The organism is Streptococcus macedonicus ACA-DC 198 (assembly GCA_000283635.1).
Lineage (GTDB): Bacteria > Bacillota > Bacilli > Lactobacillales > Streptococcaceae > Streptococcus > Streptococcus macedonicus.
The window spans coordinates 1,352,332-1,374,580 of the sequence record HE613569.1; the positions used below are offsets into that span (position 1 = coordinate 1,352,332).

Here is a 22,249-nt window from a genome sequence, read left to right on the forward strand (position 1 = left end):
ACGGAGTTTTTAATGAATATTTTCAAAAAAAGCGTATTAAAATTTATTCTTTCATTTTTAACCATCATATTTATTGATATTTTTCTATTAGTTATCACTACAAATTATATTCGTAGTCAACAATCAGCTATGGATATTATAAAAACAGTTTCCTCCAACATCATCCCTGAAAATAATACTTATAAAGTTAGTTTAAAAGGAAAAGAACTAATCGAGATGAATAATTTATGGGTCATGATCATTGATCAAGATAGCGGGAAGGAAAAATTTAATATAAATAAACCTACTAATATAAAAAGTAACTTTGATTATGCTGATGTTATCAGGTTCTCTCGATACTATTTAGAAGATTATCCTGTCTTTACCCAAATTAATGAGGAGCAGAAAGATATTTACATTATTGCCTTTCCAAAAGACAGCATTATTCGATATGGTAATAATTACTTTGATTTAAAGAGAGTTCAAATTTTTCCAATTCTTATTCTAGCTATAATTTTTGTCAATTGCTTATTTTGTTTATTTCTATATATGTATAGTATTACGTTCTTAAATCGTAATATACAACCCATTATCAGTGCAATTGGTAACTTACCATTAGGTTTAAATAAGCAGGTTGACTCAGTCAAAGAGTTAGATCGATTGACTTTAGCAGTTAATTCCGCCAACAGGAAATTACGTGAAAATGAAGAGTTTAAGGAAAATTGGATTTCCGGAATAGCACATGATATAAAAACTCCACTTTCAGTTATCGTGTCCAATACATCTTTAGCTATCGAAAAAACAGATAATGAAAATCTTCTAAAACATCTCAAACCCACTTTAGTTGAGAGTCATTACATCCAAAATTTATTGAACGACCTCAATATTTTTGCAAGATTAACAAATGGTAATTTCAAATTGAACTTGGAGATTGTTGAAATTATTCCTTTCTTTAAAGAAATAATTATTCAAATTATTAATCAAGAAATTTGGGAAGAATTTAACTTTGAGTTTTCACACGATTCCAACCTCTTTAGAAAAAAAATGTATGTTGAAAAGGCCCTCATTTCTCGAGTTATCCATAACTTAATCTATAACTCAGTACTTCATAATAGATCAGGATGCAAAATTAGTATAATTCTAGAATGTACTTCAAATAATGAATTTTCTATAACAGTTCTAGATAACGGAGTAGGGGTTTCTCCTGATAGACTCAAGAGTATTAGCATCTCTAATATTGAAGAATTTAATTTTGACATATCAGGCGTTAGAAGAAGTGGTATGGGATTAAAAATTTCTAAACAAATTATTAATCGACACGGAGGCAGTTTTATTATTACAAGTCAGCAGAATAAATATTTCCAATCGAAAATCATACTTCCACTCAAAAAATAATCTACTTCACAGAATTAATAATTAATATTTTAGAGAATCTCTATTAACTCAAATTTAGTTTGTTGAGATTTCCTTATATTTATTCTATCTGAATACCATCCCGTAATTTTGAACCTACATCTCTCCTAGCATTCAACACTTTCACAAACCTTTCCAACCTTCTAGCTAGTCCCTCATACTCATCAAGATAATGACCTAGCTCCTCTTGTAATACTCCTATTTCCTCATTTACCTGTTCTAATGAAATTGATTCGGTTAAATTTAACTTTGAAAAATCATACCTTGCTAGTTTTTGACTGCTCAATTCAGCACCCTTCAGATTGATAAATACTTCCGCCATCTTGTTTAAGGTGGCGATTTTTTCGTTTGTTTGAGTCAGTTTTATATCTAGCTCTGCTATTTCTGCGACTAGTTCGTCTTTAATGTCTTGGTATTTCTTATCAGTTTCAGTTAATTCAATCAAGAGGTTAATCTCAGAAATCTTTTTCTGTAAACTTTCAACTGTTGGTCTTTTGTATGGTATCATCCGACTATCATTGGTCAACTGTCTAATCAAGGTTCGCCCTTTGATGTACTGATTCTTATCCGAGTTTTCTTTGTTATAGACAAAGTATGAAGTTGTCTCACGAATATAAACTTTATATTTTTTCTGTTTGTCTTCTTCAATAATATCTAGTTGATAGTTGGGAATGAAAACAAGGCCACTCTGCTTAATACCAAAAGACACCTTGATATAAATCCCTTCATCAACTAACTTCTCAATTTGGTGTTCTGCAAGCTCCACTTCAAACTCATGAACGGCATCTCGCTTCTTCTTAAATCCCTCAAAGGCTTCCTCAATTTCTTCAGTGGCTACCTTGTCCTTATCTCGTTCTTCTTGAAAAGCATGGTACTGTTCCTGTAAATTCTCTAATCCTTCTGAATCACCAACTTCCATATTTTTAAAGTAATCTTGAAAAAAATTGACATCATATAATTTCTTATCACTTATTTTTTTATGACTCAGACTGAATTGCTTTCCACTTTCTTCAAGTATAAAGATTACATTTTTTTGTTTTAAGTCAATGGTTAGATTCAATTCTTTTGCTTTTGTTAGTAACTCTTCTAAAGAATTAACACGGTTCAACAAAAATTCTAAACGACTTTCAATCTCTTGTTTGGCGAAATGTGTACGAAAAAATTCTTCATCATATAAATATCGTTTACTGAGTTGGCGTCCTCGAATTGGTTTTGTCATTGCTCTATCTGTCATCATGAATCGACTATGCTTCTGACTAAAATCAATATGAACATGCAATTGCTCTGCTTTTTCCAAAAAATCCTCAAAGGACTTTGACTGCCGCATCAAAAAATAAAGACGTTGCTTCAATTCAAATTTATGACTAGACTGCCTATATTTTTGATAGTCACGGTAAGAGAAACGCTTTTCAATAATTTTTGCCCCCGCCATTTTAGAAATACGGTCTGAAATCATACGTAAATTTCGTTCCAAGGCATAATTCCATATCAACTTTTTATCTGAATTACGGTCAATGGCGTTGATTAGGATGTGATTATGAACATGATCTTTGTCTGTATGAGTCGCTACGATAAACTTAAAGCGACCTCCTGTTAATTCCATCATGGTATCATAACCAATGCGGTTTATTTCTTCAGGTGTCAGATTATCCTCAGGAGAAAATGATTGGATGAGATGATGGGCATGAATATTTTGCTGGTGTTTTTCTTGTCGGTCATTTCTAGATTCGTACAACTTGTCGTTATTGGTAAAGTTGACATTGTACATTTCTACCATTTCTTCATAGCTAGGAAAGTCTAAGTAATTGCTCATGCCAAAATCAGATACCAATTTCAAATTGTCCGTTTTATCGGGATTGAGGATATACTTAATCAGACGCCTACGATATTTTTTTCCGTGTGTCGCAAAGTGTTTAGTGACTACCATAGAACTCCTTCAGTCTTTTCACTTCCACTTGAAATTCTTTCTCTACTCCAGTAATCAACTCACTAACTCCCTTACTCAATTCTTGTAACTGTTCCTGAGAAATCAGATAGCTCTGATTGATAGCACGCGCAATTTGATTAATGTTATTTCCGATCCGTCTCAATTCAAATACTAACTGGTCATAGGTATCCGTATTAATGGTGACAAATGACATATTGGGATTCAGCAATACTTTTCTGGCATAGACTGAAAAATTTTGACAGTGACTCTTGTCGATTCGCTCATTCAATTGATGTAACTCTGAATCTGTTAGAAATACTTTTTTGAGATTGGTACGATAACGATAAACCATAGTAGCCTCCTATCTCATGTATTTTTCACGAAACCCACGACTGAGTGGCTGCACTTGATTGACTTCCGCAATCAATTCTTGAACGCAGGTCAATAAGATTGACACGTGCTCTTGAGTCACTTGATGATTCTCTCTTGCGACAACTAGAACTTCATGCACATCTCGACTAATCTGTTCAAACTTTTGAGACTGCCAAAGGGAGAACCAACTTTCAAAAATTCTATCCTGATAATTCTTTTTCAATAAATTTTGACGAAGAAATTCTGAGAAACTATCCACTTTTTGTTTCCTCATCATTTCTTTTATTTGTTTTTCTTCTTGTCTCGTGATTCTAAATTGCTTACGGATTAACTTAATTTCTTGTCCCATCCTACTATCCTTTCAAAATGATACTTGTCTTACAATGTAAGGCTGCCTCACATTGTCAGTACGATTCCTAAAGACCTCAGTCTCTCCTTGTTCGGTCTTTGCGAGCTCAGGCATTGTGGTCACAATACCCAAAAAATCATATCGCCAGCCGACCAAAACCTTCCAGTTTTGACAGCTAACGATAAGATAACTTGGTGGCTTCGCCCCCAAACCCCCAGTGAAAAATCAAGGATTGATTTTCTTAGGAATGGTATTAGGATAGCAGGGATGATTTGGAAAAGTTATCACAGTATGAAAATTAGAGTAAGAAAAAAGAGAGCTAGATGCTCTCAAATTCATGTTACATTTTAAAACAAATATTACTCTTGTTAGTCCCTCGGCTTATCTAAATTTTCTAATTCTCATCACTTCATCTTCCTTCCAAAATTTCTTCAATTATTGGCTCAACACCATTGGAAATTAAATTGCCTATTTTACTCTGCGCATTAAATCTCCCCACAGTATAAGCTACATGCCTCAAAATTTTTGCAGCAACCTCTTTAACAGTATAAGAAAAAGTTTCATTTAAAATCATATAGGCTAATGTGGCAAATGGATCTGCGTGTTCAAATCTCTTTAGCACTCTTACATAATTTGCGTCAATCAATTGAATAGTATGATTCGCATGCTCATTATCAATTTTCATAAAAGATAATAAACAATTAAGAAAAGTTTCCCCATTGTCGATACACTTTTGGCAGAGAATATCACCAGACAATTCATAGATATAATTTTCTATATCTTCATCAAATGTACCTTCAGCAATCTTTTTCCAAATTGCTTTTTCAAACTCTGCAGCACTTCTTATAGTAATCCATCTATTCAATGCAGTAAGCATTTCATCTGCATCTTGATAACGGTAATCTGGATTTAAATTAGTGGCCTTTTCACTGATAGAACGAAATATATGGGAAAAATTATTTGGACTTGCCATCATAATAAAATTAATAATTCTACCTAGAGAATAGACATCACTTCTTTTATCAGCATCTTTTAAAAGTGTTAGCTGTTCAGGAGCACAATAAAATAATTGACCGAAGGAAGCCGTATCCATTGTTTGATGTGATGTAAGAGTATTCAGGTTCTTACCAAGTCCAAAGTCTGCAATCTTAATAACACCATCAACCAGAAAAATATTAGTTGGACTTAAGTCCCTATGAAGAACTTCTCTTTCATGAACTAATTTCATTGTGTACAATATTTGACGTATGATGTTTAATCTAGAATCATCAGTAAGATCATTTTCTTCTATGAATTTAAATAAAGTTGTCTCAGCCTTTTCCATTGTATATGAACATGTAGATTCGTCGAAGTCATAAACCCGAATGACACTCCCAATATCACCACAAGACTTTGTAATCATGAACTCACGCTTCAAACGACTTCTTAACGACTTTACTTTGATAGAGTCTTCGTTTAGCTTCTTTAGTACTAGTCCTGTAGATTTTTGATAATAGATATCAGCGAAACCACCCTTTCCTATTTCTTCCAGGTCTAAGTCAATTTCAACCAAATGGAATTTATTGTCTTTTTTTGAAAGTTTTAAAGAATAAACTGAACAAACTTCATCTAGTTTCTTTCGTACTCTTTGCTGATGTTCAAGTGCATCAACTTCGCTAGTTTTTCTTTCGGTTAACAGATAGTTCTTACTGAGTATGATAGAAAGAAAAACATCAATTTTGTTCTTTCGTGAAAACTCTATAAGTTTCTCATTTACATATCTCCATCGAGTATTAAAACCTTGGCCATAAACATCTTGATATTGGAAATATGTATTAAAAAAATGAACCAGTTGAGGTCCTGATTTATATTCGTACAGTTCTTCCTCATCACCACAAAATATCTTTGCTAATCTTTCATAAAACTCTGGATTGACCAACGGTAAACCTCCACATATTTTGTGTCAAGTGTAGCAAAATACAAAATACTTGTCAAAACATTTCAAATTCTAGATACATTTCTTCTTGCAAGTTAAAATTTTTTTGATATAATTTTGTTAGTTTATAAAACAACAAAAGAATTCAGGAGAGGTTATGTTTTCAGGCAATCGTCTAAAAGAAAGACGAGTGGCGTTAGGCTATTCGCAATCTGCCATGGCAGATAAACTTAATATCAATCGTTCCTCCTACTTCAATTGGGAAATTGGCAAGACAAGGCCAAATCAAAAAAATCTTTCTGCCCTTGCAAGAATACTTGATGTTCCAACAACCTATTTTGAATCAGAATACAAGATTGTGAATACCTATCTCCAACTTTCTTCAGAAAATCAAGGAAAGGTTGATCAGTATGCTGATGAGTTACTTCAAAAACAACAATCACAAGAGAAAGTAATTCCTCTTTTTGCAGTTGAGGTCTTATCTGATGTTTCTCTTTCTGCTGGTCTTGGAGAATCACTCTTTGATGAATACGAGACTGAGACCGTCTATGCTGAGGAAGAACAGTATGGTTATGATATCGCTGCTTGGATTAAAGGAGATTCTATGGAACCCATCTATCTTGATGGTGAAGTAGCCCTTATTCGTGCTAGTGGTTTTGATTACGATGGTGCAGTCTACGCCCTATCTTGGAATGATTCTGTCTATATAAAAAAACTTTATCGAGAAGAAAATGGCTTTAGAATGGTGTCACTCAACGATAACTTCCCGGATAAATGGATTCCTTATGAAGATAATCCTCGTATCGTAGGGCTTGTTGTAAGTCACTTTATGCCAGTTATAGGAGCCTAAGAATGACAGTTAATGTTAATGAAATGATTTATCTCAAAGACAATCGTATCTATTTTACACCCTACCTCAAAGAGTATGACATTACTGATCATATTCAGGAACTGATGGAAGAATTAGAAATGCTTAAAAGAGGATAAGATGATGGGCTATATCGATTATTCAAAAGAACCTCAGTCTGATATAGCTTTCGTTGACATGAAATCATTCTATGCTTCAGTTGAATGCGTGGATAGAGGATTGAATCCACTCCATACCTCTCTCTGTGTCATGAGTCGGGCAGATAACGCTGGAGGCTTAATTTTAGCTTCTTCTCCCATGTTCAAAAAAGTTTTTGGAAAAAATAATGTCGGACGTGCCTACGATTTGCCTTTTGACATCAGCACAAGAAAATTTGACTACTATAATGCTAAACGTCAAGGCTTAGACATATCACCACGCTATATTTCCTATATTGAACATTGGGCTAAGCGAACGCTTATTGTCCCTCCTCGAATGGATAGATATATTGAAAAGAATATTGATATTCAGCACATTTTCCAAGATTATGCTGCCCCTGAAGATATTCTCCCCTACTCCATTGATGAAGGGTTTATTGATTTAACCTCCTCGCTCAATTACTTTGTAAGTGATAAACAGATGGATAGAAAAGCAAAATTAGACGTGGTTTCTGCCAAACTACAACATGATATCTGGAAAAAGACTGGTATCTATTCTACCATTGGTATGAGTAACGCTAACCCATTATTGGCCAAACTCGCTCTAGACAATGAAGCCAAGCGTACACCTACCATGCGTGCCAATTGGTCCTACGAAGATGTCGAAACAAAAGTCTGGTCAATCCCTAACCTAACTGATTTTTGGGGAATTGGTTCTAGAACCGAGAAACGCCTTCACAAACTAGGGATTGCCTCTATCAAGGAACTAGCCAATAGCAATCCTGATCGATTGAAAAAAGAATTTGGAAAGGTTGGAGTCCAGTTTTGGTTTCATGCTAACGGTGTTGACGAGAGTAATGTTCATCAACCCTATAAACCAAAGTCACACGGGCTTGGTAACTCTCAGGTGCTACCTCGTGACTATGTCAAGCAGCGTGATATTGAGATTGTTCTTAGTGAAATGGCTGAACAAGTTGCCATCCGAATGAGGCGAGAACATCAGAAAGCTACTATTGTTTCCATCTTTGTGACCTACTCTAAAACAGAAATGAAACAGCCAATCAACGCTCAAATGAAGATAGAACCCACTAATCATACACGACTGCTTACCGATACCGTGCTAACGCTTTTTCGTAAAAAATACACGTCAGGAGCCGTTCGGGGTATTGCAGTCAATTACTCAGGATTTGTCGATGAAAACTATGCCTTAATCTCATTATTTGATGATATCGAAGCAACCGAAAAAGAAGAAAACTTACAGCGAACTATTGACCATATTAGAGACCAATTCGGTTTTTTGGCGGTTCAAAAAGGAACTGCCCTCTTAGACAGTTCCAGGAATATTGCAAGAAGTAAACTAATAGGAGGCCACTCAGCAGGTGGCTTGGAGGGATTACAATGATTGACCGATCATACTTACCATTTCAATCCGCAAGAGACTATCAAGATGTTAACATGCAAAAGTGGATGGGGTTCTTTTTATCGGAACATACCTCTGCCTTATCAGATGATGATAAGCAAGTCAGCTACCTTTCTGACCTATCGCTGAATCAAAAATTAATGTTACTCAGTCAGAGTTACGCTAATCAACTGACCATACAGGTGACTAGAATACAGAGAAATAACTATCAAAATATTATCGGAACCATTCCGACACTATCAACAAATGAGGTCATTCTAAAAACCAATGACGGACATATCGCTATCGCTTTAGAAGATATTATGGCTATCACATTAGTTGAGGAGGTCTACCATGAATCAGCTTGACTTTTATAAAAACGAATTACAGATGGACTACTTCAGTGAAAATTACCGTAAATTTGAAAGTGACTTCTATCGCTACTCAGCACTTGATACACCACTGACTTTTCTAACAGATGATATCATGTTAGCAATGGCGAAATCTGCTAAAAACTATTTCAAGCTCAATAAAGAAAATGCTAAAGACAATCGTGATCATTATTTCATCTTTGACATAGAAAACCTAAATGATAGTAAATTGACAAAAAAATATGTGTATCAAAAATCCATTTCGAAGTAACAGCATAAAAGGAGCAAGTCAAATAAACTGACTGCTCCTTTTTATTTTAAGACACCTATTTAATAGTCCTATCTATGATGACACTTGCTTCATTGCAGACAAATAACTTTGCACCAAGTGGTTTTAAAATAGTCTCTTCAAAAATAACTACACCAGAGTCAGATCTAGTCACTCTATTAGCATTTGTCACTAAAAGATAATCGGCATTAGCTTTCTCAATGTCTTTGATTGCTTTAGTCATTTCTGGCCTATCTTGTATAGGCTGAGTATCGCCAATCACTTCACAATTAATAGCTAACAATTCTAACTGAAGCTGAGAAGCCCGCTCCACTAATATCTCTTTTTGTTTCTCAATCATATGAGGAACATCAACTGAATATCTAACATAGCCTACACACGTTTTCATCCCCACACCTCCTATACTTTGAAACTATTATAACATGTACTGACCATTTTAACAGCTCAATTACACAAAATGATTGATTAAACAGTTGAAAATTTATTTCGGTTTCTTCGCCTGCCTAAACTGCTCTATCCGCTTTTCAAGTTGCTCAGTCTTCAGTGTATTCTTAGCTTCAGTAATGGTCTCATCTAGGATAGGTTCTATTGGCAAAGTTTCAGGAGACATTTTTTCATCTCGGTTAGTTTGACTTGTAGCGTCAAAAACGACATCCAATAATTGGTTGACCTTATGTAAATCCGATTCAGACATTCCTGATAACCGATGAATAAGACGCTTAAAACTATCTTGATGTTGTGTTCGTTTTTTGAATAACTTCATCTTCTCTCCCCATAAAAAGCAGCCCGTTTAAGGACTGCTCGTACTTACAAGTCATCAATGGCTACTGAAATGGCTTGTAATTTCTTATTTTGCTTATTTTTGTCATCAATCAACTGGTGTAGCTCTTCTATTTTCTTCTGACTTTGACGAATGTCTTCATTATTCTGAGCCATCACATCAGCTAGATGTTGCTTGTAGTCACTGGTAATGGTTGAGGAGGGCTTATCTTCTGGTATGGATTGATCTTGAGTTTTTTGCTGTGGAGCCATCTGATTTTTAGACTTTTGTTGTTCCATTTCAAAGGCTGCCACATAATCAACATCCTCGGCGCCCTCTTGGTTTTCTTTATGAAATAGTGCCGCAATCTTCGCACGTTCTTCTGTGGAAGATATCGGTGTGTTATCATCTAGCGGTTGGTCAAAGGTCCAATCTTTTGTCATGTGTTATTCCTCATTTCTAGTGTCTAATGGTTTTAGTTCTTGTTCATCTTGGCCAAAGGCTTGCGTCAATGCTTCATCAAAAGTCCAGGGACTATTTTGTTGGCGTTTGATAAAGGCTTGATACATCGCTGTTTGTAATTGACTACGATAGGTTTCTAATTTTTCCGTTTCTTTGGCAACTTTTTCCTCTTGCCTAGCTACTCTTTCGGCTAGGCGTTCAATCACACTCATAGGGTGTCCTCCTTATCACTTTCTAGATTAAGCTAAGAAACTTGATTTTGTTATCACAACTCTAAAGCCGTATTTTTTCTAGGCGGAGGATTGTTTCGGATAACTTGTAACTTGGCAAATTGTATCACGTCCTTTAGAGAATGATTACTATGATCTTTCACAACATCATTCCAATCTGCTTTAGTTTCCAGTTCCTGTAATGGTGGTAAGTCTGTTTCAATGGGAAGTCCTTTATCAGATAATTTCTGACAAAAGTCTCGCCCTGCTTCATCATTATCAACAGCCAAGGTTAATAACCCTGTGTGCGTCTGAAAGAAAGTAGTCGTCTCTTGTATAGCATGAAGGTAATGCGTTAATCGACTTGGTTTGACAGTATCTAAAAACTCAAGTTTGCCTTGTTCTTCAGCTGCTAATCGTAAAGTCTGATACGCAATCACAGAGAGTTTTAAGCCTTCCATAGAAACCAAACGAACATCTGATAACTGCTTCTGATGGAGTTGATAATAACTCATCATATCAATCACCGATTCACAAAAGATAAGGCGTTTCGGTTTTCCAATATCAAAGCTCATCCCTATATAGCCATGAGAGTCTTTCATGATTTTCTTGAGGTAACCTCGATCATGTCTCTGATTATCTTTGACAAGCCCTTGAAGACTTGCCCCCTCTAGTTGGCCAAGATGATTGTAACTCTTAAAGACAAGGACTGATTCCTGAAAGGTCTTTGTCTGGTAATGAGCCTGTGCTAATAGACCTTGTCTGCCAAAAGAATTTATAGTCTCGTCACTTAAACCACGAATGTCATTCAGGTATATCCGTGCTTGGTCAAATGGTTCTTCTCTTAGATAATAACGAAAGGGTTGGTAAGTCTCTTCTACGATTTTAGCTTGTTCAAAGTCTCCAGTTTCAAGGTAAGACAGGGCTTTTTTAAAAGACACTCCCGTCATTAACTGAACAAAATCAATCACATCTCCCTGTACGTCACGTGAAAACCATTTAAAGGTATTGGTGTCCGCAAAAATCCTAAAGGAATCGTGTTCTGGATGTTCATAGACTTGCCCTGATAGGTGTTTAAATGAATAACCTAGACTTTCTGCCACCTCTAGAATTGCCTTTTGTTTCACTGCTTCAATTCTTGTCATCTCATCTCCCTATCAAAAAAAGCAGAAGAGTAACTCCTGCTAGTTGGTTTCACTTGTAGTAGTGCCTTGAATCTTTGGAATACTTGAACTTACTTCATCAGAAGACTCTTTCAAGTCCTCTAGCTTGCCTTTCCAAATGGTTACCTGATTGACAAGGAGTTTATCTGACAATTTGGCATAAGATAGTTTAAGAGAGGTCGTTTCTGTTTGTGTACTTTTCTGAGCCTTGTCACTGACATCTGACACGTAAACAACCTGATAAGACACTTCCGCAAAAGCTTCATTTGCTTCTGTATTGACATAGATATTGGCAGACTCAAAGCGATAATCCAACATATAGTCTTTATAGACTTGGTTGATGGAATCTTCTTGACGAGCTACTTCTTCCTTAAAGGCAGAATCTGTCATATAGGGTTTAATACGGTTGTTATTCTCGCCCAGCTTTTCCTTAGTATAGTATTGGGTGAGAAATTCCTTGACTAACTCATCAGAGAGGACACTTGCCTTCTCTTTTTCTTTCTCTTTGGTCAGTAATTTTTGAGCCTCAGATTGGATTTGTTTCTGCGTGTGATTGGTGACAGACTGAGAACCAATAGTATAACCCATCATCACGATAAAGCTAATCACAGCTAAACCACCGAAACCAATTAGAAGCCTAGCTTTCATTTTATTTAACATAGACAGTGCCATCTCCTTTTTTTAATAAGATAGCCCCATCATAACAAGATTGACTTGGAAAAATTATCACAAAAATGATGCAATCATATCATCTTACATCAAATAACAGTAAAATGAAAAGACAAACACTCTATTCTTGAGCATTTGTCTTCAATATGAGTAAAAGTTATTAGAAGATAAATTATGTAAAATTATTAAATCGTTCTTCTAATACCAATAAATCATTTATTTATACAGATAATTCATTAGTTCCTGAGCGGTAGTACCTCCTCCTACCCATCCATTTAGAATTTGTCCATGCTTGACATAAATAATAGTAGGTGTTCCTGGAATGCCCAATTCGTCAAAAACAAATTGTTGCGCAGTAGAATCAAAGTCTTGTCCACTTGTATCATAGTATATTAATCCACCATTCAATAATTGATTAAATTCTTTTAGTGTAGGAGAAAATAATCTACAGTAATAGCATGTTGGTCGACCAAAGTAGATAGTAAAAGATTGTTCACTAGTACTATCGAAAATACTTTTTAAAGTAGCAAAATCTATCTTCCTTAAACCTTCAATATTTGAATTATAATTTTCGATAGATGTCGCTGACTCAACACTTGGCTGATTTACGGAATTCACATCAGCATACACATTATTTCCACCTATCGCTAAAGCTACTAAACAGATTAGCGAAAACAAATGAACCTTAAAAATCTTTTTCATGGTATACTCCTTTACAATTTTTTTCTTGTGATTAAAAATGAAATAAAAAATACAATAGAAAGCAGTCCATCCGCTACCATCAATGTTTTATCAGCTAAAAATGCCCTTACGGTAATCCCCAAAAATACGATGAACAGCAAGAAACAAATTAGTGGAATATATTTTTTCATCTAGATAATTCCTCCTTCATCTTTATTCTATGGTAATACAATATTTTTTTCATGAGTAAAAAAGGAAATTATTTAATATAACCCATTTTTCGAGCCTTTATTATAGCTCTGATTGTTGAATCAACTTCTAGTTTCTCTAAAATATTTTGAATATGATTCGTTAGTGTTCTATCTGAAATAAATAACTTACTAGCTATTTCCTTACGTTTATTACCTTCACCTAAAAAAACTAAGATTTCCTTTTCTCTATCTGTTAATTCGTCATGAAACTCAACTTCTTTTGAATAATAGTTGTGACCTGAAATCACTGAATCAATTACCTCTAAGAGAGTCTCTGCCTCTATGTTTTTATTGACAAAACCTTCTATCCCTAATTGTTCTGCTTTATATTCGTAAACTGGCAAGTCAAAACCTGTCAACATGATAATCTTTATAATAGAAGATAAATTTAACAGATACTCTGCTATCTCAAACCCATCAGTAGAAAAAGACTTTTCTAAGTGAATATCTAACAAAACAACATCATAAATCGAAAAATCATCAATTTTTCTCAAATCTGATTCTCTATTTATTACGACTATCTCCAAATCACTCCTAAATTGTTTTAAAGCAAATGATAAACTCTGTGAAAATAATGTATGATCATCTATTAATAAAACTTTCAATTGCTCTATCTCCTTCAATTTCAAATACAATTAGTATCCCATATCCATGGGGCATCACTTGATACTGCTTCAAACTTCCACCAACTGCTCGTAATTGTGAGTCTATTGTCTTAATACCATGTCCCTCACCCAAAGTAGTTTGTGAAGTATATATTCCATCATCGGAAACCGAAATTTTACAGATTACTCCTTCAATTACTAGATCTATCTTTAATGAATTAGCTTGAGCGTATTTATAACAATTATTAACCAATTCTCTAAGCCAACGATAAACCAAGACATCATACGGAGGAGGAAGTTTTAAATCTGAATCCATACTCAACTTAATTTTTAATGGAAGATTCGGATAACGTTTTTTTATTGATTCAATCATTTGAAGATAATTTTCATATAAACTTAGTCCTTTCAATAGTTGTGGACTATATATATTCATTTGGTTTCTCGTAAACACGTTCATTCTCTCTAAGTTATCATTAATAATTGGTAATACCTCATTTGAATTTTTTATCCTACTTAGCTGAATCATCGCATTTAAATCTTGTAAAATATCATCATGAAGAAAATTTGCGAACTCTTCTTTTAATCTTTCTTCACTAATCAAGGCAGGAAGGCCATTATAGTGATTATCACTTTCTCCATTTAACAGATGGAGATGGTGAATTAAACTCCCGATATAAGAAAGCGCAAAGGAAATCAACTCCATCCACAATACCTCTTGTAAAGGTCTCTTTATGATATATGCAAAAATAATCCAATAGAGTAAAAATAGCAGACAAATTGTTAATAATAGATTACTATTACTAAGCAACAATCGATTGTTATAAAATAAAATTCCAAATAAAACTAGAATAAACTCTGCCACAATAACTTGCCAGATACCAGAGAAAAGATCTAGTCCTGGTACAAACAGCATTACCGAACTAAGAAACAATATATTGAATACAAATACAAACATACAAATCCAGTAGCTCCAGTTTTTACTATGTGAATAAACGGAACTGTTCCACTTTTTATGACCAAAAAAAAGAAGTATCCCAATAACAATAAACATATAACATACAAAAAAAGGAGCAACAAAAGATGGAAAAGAAACTGAAACAATACTTGATATTATTCCAAATAATATTGTCCATTTTACAGGAGTTATTTTTTCGTCTTGCAACAATAATTTAAAAACTAGTAGCAACATTAGATTAAATAACAAAACAGCAATGATATACTGTAGCAAAAGTGGGACTCCTCTGTAGATTATTAAGGAAATAGTCTGGATTTGCGCTAACCTTAATGTCCAAAGACAAGTTGCAAGAGACTTTGTCTTTATTGTAATAATTTTTACTAAAATAAATTCAATAAACAAAAATAGAAACTCTAACAATAATGGAAGAATTGAACTCTCGTCATTAAAAGTATGATGATATCCTAGCCCGATGATCATTATGACTAATACAAGCTGATACATTATACTTATTTTTAAACTATTAACCTTCATATTCACATTCCGTTCTTGAGGTATTTAGTATCATTATACCACCAAATGTTACTATGGTTACTACAATCAAGATTACGATATGATAGGTATGTAAACGACGAAATGAGAAGACATAATTTAAGTAAGAATAAGGATTCATTAACCAAATATGGTCCCCAAATGGGAATGTTCCTAGGATAGCTCCCCCAAGACCAATTAGTATAGGTAGTAAACTATTTTGCTTTGCTAAGTCATATATACAAAAACTGATATTTACCAATGTCATGATAGATAGAACAACAAGTAATAAATAAGGTATCAGATTATAAAAAGTGAGAAAGATATTTTCGCCTCTCAAACCAATAAACACCAATACTATACCAAAATAAATTAAAAATAATATCGGAAAGCCGACTACATAGAAAAGCCATCGAAATAGTTTAAATTGTTTTATATCTATTCCTTTCAAAAATAAATTTTGAAGCCCAAAATTTTCTTTGTCTATATAATGGGATAAAGAAATGACCATAGGAATTAACACTGGGAATATCAGCATTGATAACAGATCTAGACCTGTAGCATATAAAGCTTTTGAAGGAATTTCCTTAGTGATATATCCAGTATAAGATTGGAATAGAACTATTATTGTTGTGAGAAATAGAATAATAGCAAGTCCCATATTTCGCCGATATTTATACAACTCAAATCTCCAAAACTTCATTTTCATCCTCCCTTATAACCTAAAATACTTACTAACACCAATAACTGTAAAACCACTTACTAAAACAGTCCACATAGAGAGTAAGATAAAGTGAACCATTGAAAATGCCATACTATTCACAATATAGGAGATACTAATGAGAGGAATAAAATTGACAAATAAGAAATTATTTCCTAAAAAAATTGGCAGAATTACTAATAACAATGAAAAAGTTATAGCCGTCATACTATTTGAAATCAAAAAATGGGCAGATAATTGAATCACATAAAATAACAGATTACAAGATAGGTTGGCCACTAAGATTAACATAAAAAATGACCATTCAATAGTATCACCAAAGTAAGTTTTAACAAGAAACGTAAAACAGGTAAGGGATAAAATTTGATAAAAAATATAAATAATAATACCTACTATAAATTTTGATAGGACTACTTGAAATTTATTTTTTATCCCCAAAATCAATAATTCCCAAGTATTATTGAGATATTCTTTAGAAATAAAATAATACCCAACTATCGCTCCCACAAATATAGTAAAAAGATACGAAAATCCTGCAAAACTTAGTAAACTTTTTCTAAATTCTGTAGTTTTTAAATCTCCAAATCCAGTAAGATTAAAGGAGTTTATAATAATCATCATCAAGATAATTTGTATCGCTAGTAGCACTGCAAGTGATAAATATATTTGTGTGCCATTTCCATTCTTTTTAAATTCTGATTTAATAAGAGATAGCATTTTCAGTACCTCCTGCAGTCAGATTTAAAAAGATTCTCTCAAGATTTTTATTTGGGGTCATTTCATAAACAGAAATCTCTCTTTCAATCAACTCCGTCAGTAAAGAGGGAATATTACTTTTAGATAAATTAATCTCAAACCTTGTTTGATGATTCATAAAATCAATTCTTTTTTCTGTTAAGAGTTGTCGAGTTTTCTCTTCATCATTTACCTCCAAAATGTACGTACTGTGATTACTTCTATACAACTCATCTAAAGTCCCTTCAAAGACAAGGCTCCCCTGATGAATAATTCCTACCCTGTCAGCAATAGCTTCTATTTCAGAAATATTGTGACTAGAAATAAAGATAGTTTTTCCTTCTTCTTGTGATAATCTTCGAAGTAATTCACGGATTTCGACAATCCCTTTAGGATCTAAACCGTTTGTCGGCTCGTCTAAAATCAAGATATCAGGATTATTTAGAAAAGCAAAAGCCAATCCTAAACGTTGCTTCATTCCAAAAGAAAATGAGCGAACTTCTTTATCTGCAGCTTCAGATAATCCAACCAATTCTAGAACCCTGTATACTTCACTTTTAGGTTTTCCAAGAATATCTTGTACTATAGTCAGATTTTCAACTGCCGTTAAATTTTTATAATAGGTTGGTGTACTAATAAAGGCTCCAAAACTTTTTTCCGATTTAGCTAATTCTTTTAATGTTAATCCGCCAAATTCGACAACTCCATGATTTGCTGGAGTTAATCCAGTCATAATTTTCATAGTAGTTGTTTTCCCTGAACCATTAGCACCTATAAACCCATAAATTTCACCTGAAGGAACATTTACGTTTAGTCCTTTTAAAATCTTACGGCTTCCATAATTTTTATTAATATTGCATAATTTTATATCCATTTTGCCCTCCTAAATCTATGATAGTTTGAGACGAATCTAAAAACTGTTTGTCATGAGTAATAATAATTTTTGTTGCATCAATTTTCTCAATAAGTGAAAATATTTTTTTCGCATGACTGAAATCTAAATTACTAGTCGGTTCATCAAAAATAACCAGCTTATATTTCCCTAAAAACGCTCTAAGCAGCGTTAATCTCTGCCTTTGACCTAAAGAAAAATTTCTTCCATCTTCTAAAAGTAAAATATTTTCAAAATTTGATATATCATTCATCAATTCTGATAGACCAATTTTATCTGATAACTTAACAAGTTCATCGTAATGATAAGAATCCAGATACAACTCTAAATTTTCCTTCAAAGTTCCTTTAAATAATTTTGATGGCTGGGAAATATAACAGACATCTTTTCGTAAATCTAAATTACTTAATTTAGTATTTACTCCTCCTACAATTACCTCGCCTTCATATTCCTCCTCAAGTCCTAAAATAAGATTAATTAAAGTCGTCTTTCCAGTTCCTGAAGCACCAGTAATAATCACCTGTTCCCCTTGAGAAATCTTTACTGTAAAATTATGAAAAATGTTATATTTCATTTCAGGGTATTTAAAAGATAAATTCGATATTTCAATTTCTCCATTTTCCATTATCTGCTCATCTGAAACATGTTCTAAACTATTTATTGATTCAACCAATCTTATAAAACTTGGATAAGACACTGCAAAATTTACTATACTAGATACCACAGACATGACTGGAGTTACTAATATCATACCAGATGACATTAACAAAGAGACATTTCCACTACTTTTTGGAAATAAAATTACTAAACTTAGTCCAAGTAATGAGATTAACATTGAAAAAAATAGATTCGACGCTTGTTGAGCAGTTGTGGCTAAAGCTTCAAACTTATTTTTTTCGTCTGAAAATTGTATATAACTTGATAAAGAATTTAAAAATTTATTTAGATAATTTTTTATGGCTCCAGAATTAAATAAATATCCATGCGATGTAATTCCATCATTCGATACAGATCTAAAATCTGACAGTTTATATCCTTCCTTCTTAGATAAGCCAATCAAAGGCTTAACAAATATACCATTCAATATTCCTATACTTAATACAAAAAATATCAAAAATATAGAGAGATGACCAATTCTATAAACCAAGTACACACTAACTGTTGTAAATAATATTACAGATGAAACTATATTTGGTAGATCAATCGAAATAAATCTACATATTTCTGAATTCGAAAAAATTCTTGTTAGAATATCGCCACTATGATATTTTGACAGTGTCGAATCCTTTTGGAACATAATTTTCTGATAAATTTTATAAGTTGAATCCCTTTCTAATTTAAGTACTGCGGAAGCTTTTTCCCTTTCTAAAAGAAAAACTACTATAGCTACAACAAATAAAAGTAAGGCTAACCAAATTAAATTGTAGGCTTTTGATTTCTGAAGATCAGATATAAATAGACTAATTACAACAGGAGCTAAAAATAAAAGCATATTATAAATTAACAATAAGAGTAAGTATTTTTTCGAAAAATTCAAGCTCCATACTTCTGCTTTATTAAATTCTTTAACGTACCTCAATTTACTTAATTTCCTTTTTTGAAAGTGTTCATTTTTAACAAATGACATTGCAAAACCAGAAAATTTTTGGTTAAACTCATTACGATTTAATTTTACATGTCCTATACTAGGATCAACTATAACAATATTTTCAGAGATGCTTTCTAATACGACAAAATGAGAGCTTTCCCAAAATAAAACCAAAGGACACTGTAGCTTATCAAACCCTTTTAAGTCAGTAATTTTAAAGACATTGCTTTGAAGATAATATTTAGCAGCAACCGTTTTTAAATCAAGCATACTCCAACCATTTTTTTTACTTAATTGAGATGAAAGTTCAGGTACAGTTATTTGGTAGTCATAGTAATTCAAAATCATAGATAAGCAACAAGGCCCACAGTCATTTTGCTGAAATTGAATTTCTTCTTTAATTTTTCTCATTCTTATTATACCTCTAAAATCCAAACGTCAGTACTGAGTTCTTACCCGATTCTTTTCTATTTAAGTAATATAGTATACCTGAAATGCCAGTAAACAGTGAAACATCTTTTTTTAAGATTCTACACTGTGTAATCATTTCCAAGTGATATTTTTCAAGTTTGACATATTCATCGTGAAATTCCTTAGGCAATAACTCTTTTTGGCTTAATGTTAACAAGAAATCTAATACTCCAAAGCTCCCATGACATAAACAATAATCAGACAAATCTATCAGATAAGTCATTAATCTTGGTATATGATTTAATATATTTTCTTTAAAAGTTTTATCCCCACTTATCGTATATAGAATGTACTCAGACGTAATCCAGCCTAGTAACCCGTTACACCAAGATCCATTAGTATATTTCTCTGGAAAATCAAGAATCTCAAGCTTTTTAAACTCATCTAAATATTTTTCTTCCCCCAATATCTGATACGCAATATAAAAAATTATTTTAATACCTGAAATACCGTGTGCAAATCCATTCTTTAATTCACTGCTATTTTTGTACAATCTCATAAATTGTCTCATCAATTGTTCTAATTCCGAAATATTTTCTGGAAGTTTTTGACAATAGAACTTGTACCTAGCAAGAATCACTCCGGATATACCTTCAATTAAATCCAAATATTTATTTGATATTTCAACAGATACTGGAGAAAGAATTGAATCATTGTTTATTATATCAAACACATCTAAACTAGCACGACCATCTATAAAGCTAATGTCTCGTGAAAATAAAATTTCTCTCCGAATGCTACTTACATCAAAAATATCAGAGAAGTAGTTATCTGACAAGATAATACCAAGTTTTCCTTCATAAAGCCCAAGATTACTTTCCCCATAAATATAATTTCCACACCAATCCTTTTGCAATGTAAAAATATCGGTTCCGTAGATAGATGATTTTATAAGGTCTTTAAGTTTCCCTCTAAAATTTTCCTTTCCAATAACTTCAAAATTGTCATCATCAATATTCAATGAAGTTCTTAACAAGATTAGCTGAAATTTTAAATCATCATCAGAAAATCGGTTCAATTTACATTGTAAAGAAGTCTCTACACTTGATAGATTTAGATCATTTGGTGATGTGTTTCCATATTTACCAAATGAAAAATAAGGTATTTCCCCATTAAGTAACTGTTTAATTTCTTGCTGTCTATATCTTTCCCAATTATGAATGATGTATCTTGGTTTTACTAATAACCGTTTTAAGGTATCTTCTGCTTTTGTAATATTTTTTAGAAGACTAGGAGTCGATAAGAATTTGAGAATCTCACTATAAATCCTAGTATTTCTTAAAACGATTCGGCAATTTATATTGGAGGCTTCCCGACTAATTACTTTTGCTATTTCTTTTTTATGATTCATAATAAGATGATAAGATTCTATAAAACCATCTTCAACAACACCTAAATAATCTATCACATCAAAATGGATTTCTTTGTACCTTGGTAAATACCTATCCAAATCAGAAAATGTATGATCTATTAATACTAATTGGATTTCAGAAGTGAATGGTTTATATTCTTTAAACACTTTTTCAGAAACAATATTACTTTGCCCTAATGAACTTGTATCAAAAATCCCTTCAAAATTTCTGTTATATTTCATAGGGAGCATACCCACTGAAAATATACTATCATCCATTTTTGAGTCACTGTCACATTCTATTGGATTTATAAGTGTTTCTACATCAATCACAATTGGATTTTTACCTCTTGCTATGATATTTTCATTGTGCATATCATTTCCATTTAGCAAATATAGAATTCCCAATAATTTACCCATATTGTGGTAATATTCTTCTATGTCATCTTTTATCAAAACAGAAGAATGTGTAACTTTTTCTTGAATAATAAACTCCTGGTCTATATATGTCATTGGTAGTTTAAGGAAATTTAAGCTTGGAATTTCTTTCTGTAATGTGACTATAAAATTTGTGATTTCAGAACCATGACACTTATAAAAAAATACCTTTCCAGATACTTCAAACATTATACTCTGATATAAACCATGATTATCACCGATAAAATCAATAAACTTCAATTTTTTGATTTCAAAATCACATTGTGGAAATACTTTTTTTAAAGAACTCACACTCTTATCAATATTTTTTAAAAAATTTTTTAAATTTAGCTTGGTTTCAGAGATAATAGTATCAATTCTTAGATTCAAAAGTTCGTATTTATTTTTTAAATAAGCAAATCGATTTTTCGATATAAATTGGTAACAGTAATCAATATATTCCTGATTTGTATCATTTTTCTGATGTTTACTTTCCAATCTCCATTCATTGATATCTTGCACTAAAATCGGTAACAAAACCTGTCTAATATTTTTATATAAATATTTATGGACATTTGATAGTTCTGCATTTGTTTGTACTGCATCTAAAATTACTAAATAAAAATCACTTACTATATTATCAATTATCTTATGAAATGATTCTGATTCATTGTTTATTGTTAAATCTAATTTTTCCATACTCTCTCCTAAAAAGGACAGACCTATTAGATATCTAACAGGTCTCTTGTAGCTATTTTAAAAAGTTTGA

25 protein-coding genes are annotated in these 22,249 nt (G+C 32.7%); 6 read left to right on the forward strand and 19 right to left on the reverse strand.

Annotated elements, in window-relative coordinates:
* Nucleotides 1-12 precede the first annotated feature (12 nt).
* A complete protein-coding gene (locus tag SMA_RS06780; protein WP_001019996.1) occupies nt 13-1,374 on the forward strand; it encodes a sensor histidine kinase in 1,362 nt (453 codons plus the stop codon).
* Nucleotides 1,375-1,453: 79 nt separating this feature from the next.
* Here the strand turns inward: SMA_RS06780 and SMA_RS06785 are convergent, their stop codons facing one another.
* From SMA_RS06785 to SMA_RS06800, 4 genes are all read right to left on the reverse strand, one after another.
* Nucleotides 1,454-3,319: an SAG1250 family conjugative relaxase gene (locus SMA_RS06785; RefSeq protein ID WP_014294852.1), complete on the reverse strand. Its 1,866-nt coding sequence runs from the start codon at nt 3,317-3,319 to the stop codon at nt 1,454-1,456.
* A complete protein-coding gene (gene mobC, locus SMA_RS06790; RefSeq protein ID WP_014294853.1) occupies nt 3,306-3,671 on the reverse strand; it encodes a plasmid mobilization relaxosome protein MobC in 366 nt (121 codons plus the stop codon). The genes SMA_RS06785 and mobC overlap by 14 nt, the downstream gene beginning before the upstream one ends.
* 9 nt (nt 3,672-3,680) lie before the next feature.
* Nucleotides 3,681-4,040: an SAG1252 family conjugative relaxosome accessory protein gene (locus tag SMA_RS06795; RefSeq protein WP_014294854.1), complete on the reverse strand. Its 360-nt coding sequence runs from the start codon at nt 4,038-4,040 to the stop codon at nt 3,681-3,683.
* 409 nt (nt 4,041-4,449) lie between these two features.
* The gene (locus tag SMA_RS06800) at nt 4,450-5,958 is read right to left on the reverse strand and encodes a protein kinase domain-containing protein (protein ID WP_014294855.1); all 1,509 of its coding nucleotides are present in this window, start codon (nt 5,956-5,958) and stop codon (nt 4,450-4,452) included.
* Nucleotides 5,959-6,112: 154 nt separating this feature from the next.
* Between SMA_RS06800 and SMA_RS06805 the strand changes: the two genes are divergently transcribed.
* The 5 genes from SMA_RS06805 to SMA_RS06820 are packed head-to-tail and all read left to right on the forward strand — an operon-like array spanning nt 6,113 to nt 9,001.
* Entirely contained in the window at nt 6,113-6,805 is a 693-nt protein-coding gene (locus SMA_RS06805; RefSeq protein ID WP_014294856.1) for a helix-turn-helix domain-containing protein, read from the forward strand.
* A 2-nt stretch (nt 6,806-6,807) separates the two neighbouring features.
* Nucleotides 6,808-6,942, forward strand: coding sequence for a hypothetical protein (locus SMA_RS12140; RefSeq protein ID WP_014294857.1), 135 nt, complete (start codon nt 6,808-6,810; stop codon nt 6,940-6,942).
* 4 nt (nt 6,943-6,946) lie between these two features.
* Complete coding sequence (locus SMA_RS06810) at nt 6,947-8,362, forward strand: Y-family DNA polymerase (RefSeq protein ID WP_044563257.1); 1,416 nt, start codon at nt 6,947-6,949, stop codon at nt 8,360-8,362.
* On the forward strand, nt 8,359-8,727 hold the full coding sequence (locus SMA_RS06815) for a hypothetical protein (protein WP_014294859.1): 369 nt from the start codon (nt 8,359-8,361) through the stop codon (nt 8,725-8,727). The genes SMA_RS06810 and SMA_RS06815 overlap by 4 nt, the downstream gene beginning before the upstream one ends.
* Nucleotides 8,714-9,001: a DUF5960 family protein gene (locus tag SMA_RS06820; RefSeq protein ID WP_014294860.1), complete on the forward strand. Its 288-nt coding sequence runs from the start codon at nt 8,714-8,716 to the stop codon at nt 8,999-9,001. The genes SMA_RS06815 and SMA_RS06820 overlap by 14 nt, the downstream gene beginning before the upstream one ends.
* A 55-nt stretch (nt 9,002-9,056) precedes the next feature.
* On the opposite strand, the gene SMA_RS06825 is transcribed toward SMA_RS06820, so the two are convergent.
* The 15 genes from SMA_RS06825 to SMA_RS10655 form a co-directional block, all read right to left on the reverse strand.
* Nucleotides 9,057-9,407 carry a recombinase family protein gene (locus SMA_RS06825; protein WP_014294861.1) on the reverse strand — a complete coding sequence of 117 codons (351 nt, stop codon included), beginning with the start codon at nt 9,405-9,407 and terminating at the stop codon, nt 9,057-9,059.
* 93 nt (nt 9,408-9,500) lie between these two features.
* Nucleotides 9,501-9,782 (reverse strand): hypothetical protein, encoded by a 282-nt coding sequence (locus tag SMA_RS06830; RefSeq protein ID WP_014294862.1) that lies wholly within the window; start codon nt 9,780-9,782, stop codon nt 9,501-9,503.
* Nucleotides 9,783-9,826: 44 nt separating this feature from the next.
* Nucleotides 9,827-10,222 carry a DUF5945 family protein gene (locus SMA_RS06835; protein ID WP_014294863.1) on the reverse strand — a complete coding sequence of 132 codons (396 nt, stop codon included), beginning with the start codon at nt 10,220-10,222 and terminating at the stop codon, nt 9,827-9,829.
* A gap of 3 nt (nt 10,223-10,225) precedes the next feature.
* Nucleotides 10,226-10,453, reverse strand: a complete 228-nt coding sequence (locus SMA_RS06840; protein ID WP_014294864.1) for a DUF5965 family protein — start codon at nt 10,451-10,453, stop codon at nt 10,226-10,228.
* A 53-nt stretch (nt 10,454-10,506) separates the two neighbouring features.
* Complete coding sequence (locus tag SMA_RS06845) at nt 10,507-11,595, reverse strand: toprim domain-containing protein (RefSeq protein WP_014294865.1); 1,089 nt, start codon at nt 11,593-11,595, stop codon at nt 10,507-10,509.
* Nucleotides 11,596-11,634: 39 nt separating this feature from the next.
* Nucleotides 11,635-12,273 (reverse strand): hypothetical protein, encoded by a 639-nt coding sequence (locus tag SMA_RS06850; RefSeq protein ID WP_014294866.1) that lies wholly within the window; start codon nt 12,271-12,273, stop codon nt 11,635-11,637.
* A gap of 225 nt (nt 12,274-12,498) precedes the next feature.
* A complete protein-coding gene (locus SMA_RS06855) occupies nt 12,499-12,984 on the reverse strand; it encodes a DUF6568 family protein (protein ID WP_014294867.1) in 486 nt (161 codons plus the stop codon).
* A gap of 11 nt (nt 12,985-12,995) precedes the next feature.
* Nucleotides 12,996-13,154: a hypothetical protein gene (locus tag SMA_RS11485; RefSeq protein ID WP_014294868.1), complete on the reverse strand. Its 159-nt coding sequence runs from the start codon at nt 13,152-13,154 to the stop codon at nt 12,996-12,998.
* Between the two features lie 68 nt (nt 13,155-13,222).
* Nucleotides 13,223-13,819 (reverse strand): response regulator transcription factor, encoded by a 597-nt coding sequence (locus tag SMA_RS06860; protein ID WP_014294869.1) that lies wholly within the window; start codon nt 13,817-13,819, stop codon nt 13,223-13,225.
* On the reverse strand, nt 13,797-15,047 hold the full coding sequence (locus SMA_RS06865; protein ID WP_145971689.1) for a sensor histidine kinase: 1,251 nt from the start codon (nt 15,045-15,047) through the stop codon (nt 13,797-13,799). The genes SMA_RS06860 and SMA_RS06865 overlap by 23 nt, the downstream gene beginning before the upstream one ends.
* A 250-nt stretch (nt 15,048-15,297) precedes the next feature.
* Nucleotides 15,298-16,008 (reverse strand): ABC-2 family transporter permease, encoded by a 711-nt coding sequence (locus tag SMA_RS06870; protein ID WP_014294871.1) that lies wholly within the window; start codon nt 16,006-16,008, stop codon nt 15,298-15,300.
* Nucleotides 16,009-16,020: 12 nt separating this feature from the next.
* Nucleotides 16,021-16,743: an ABC transporter permease gene (locus tag SMA_RS06875; protein ID WP_014294872.1), complete on the reverse strand. Its 723-nt coding sequence runs from the start codon at nt 16,741-16,743 to the stop codon at nt 16,021-16,023.
* Nucleotides 16,727-17,635: an ATP-binding cassette domain-containing protein gene (locus SMA_RS06880; protein ID WP_014294873.1), complete on the reverse strand. Its 909-nt coding sequence runs from the start codon at nt 17,633-17,635 to the stop codon at nt 16,727-16,729. The genes SMA_RS06875 and SMA_RS06880 overlap by 17 nt, the downstream gene beginning before the upstream one ends.
* Nucleotides 17,610-19,652, reverse strand: a complete 2,043-nt coding sequence (locus SMA_RS06885) for a cysteine peptidase family C39 domain-containing protein (RefSeq protein ID WP_014294874.1) — start codon at nt 19,650-19,652, stop codon at nt 17,610-17,612. The genes SMA_RS06880 and SMA_RS06885 overlap by 26 nt, the downstream gene beginning before the upstream one ends.
* 13 nt (nt 19,653-19,665) lie before the next feature.
* The gene (locus SMA_RS10655; protein WP_014294875.1) at nt 19,666-22,179 is read right to left on the reverse strand and encodes a DUF4135 domain-containing protein; all 2,514 of its coding nucleotides are present in this window, start codon (nt 22,177-22,179) and stop codon (nt 19,666-19,668) included.
* Nucleotides 22,180-22,249 lie beyond the last annotated feature (70 nt).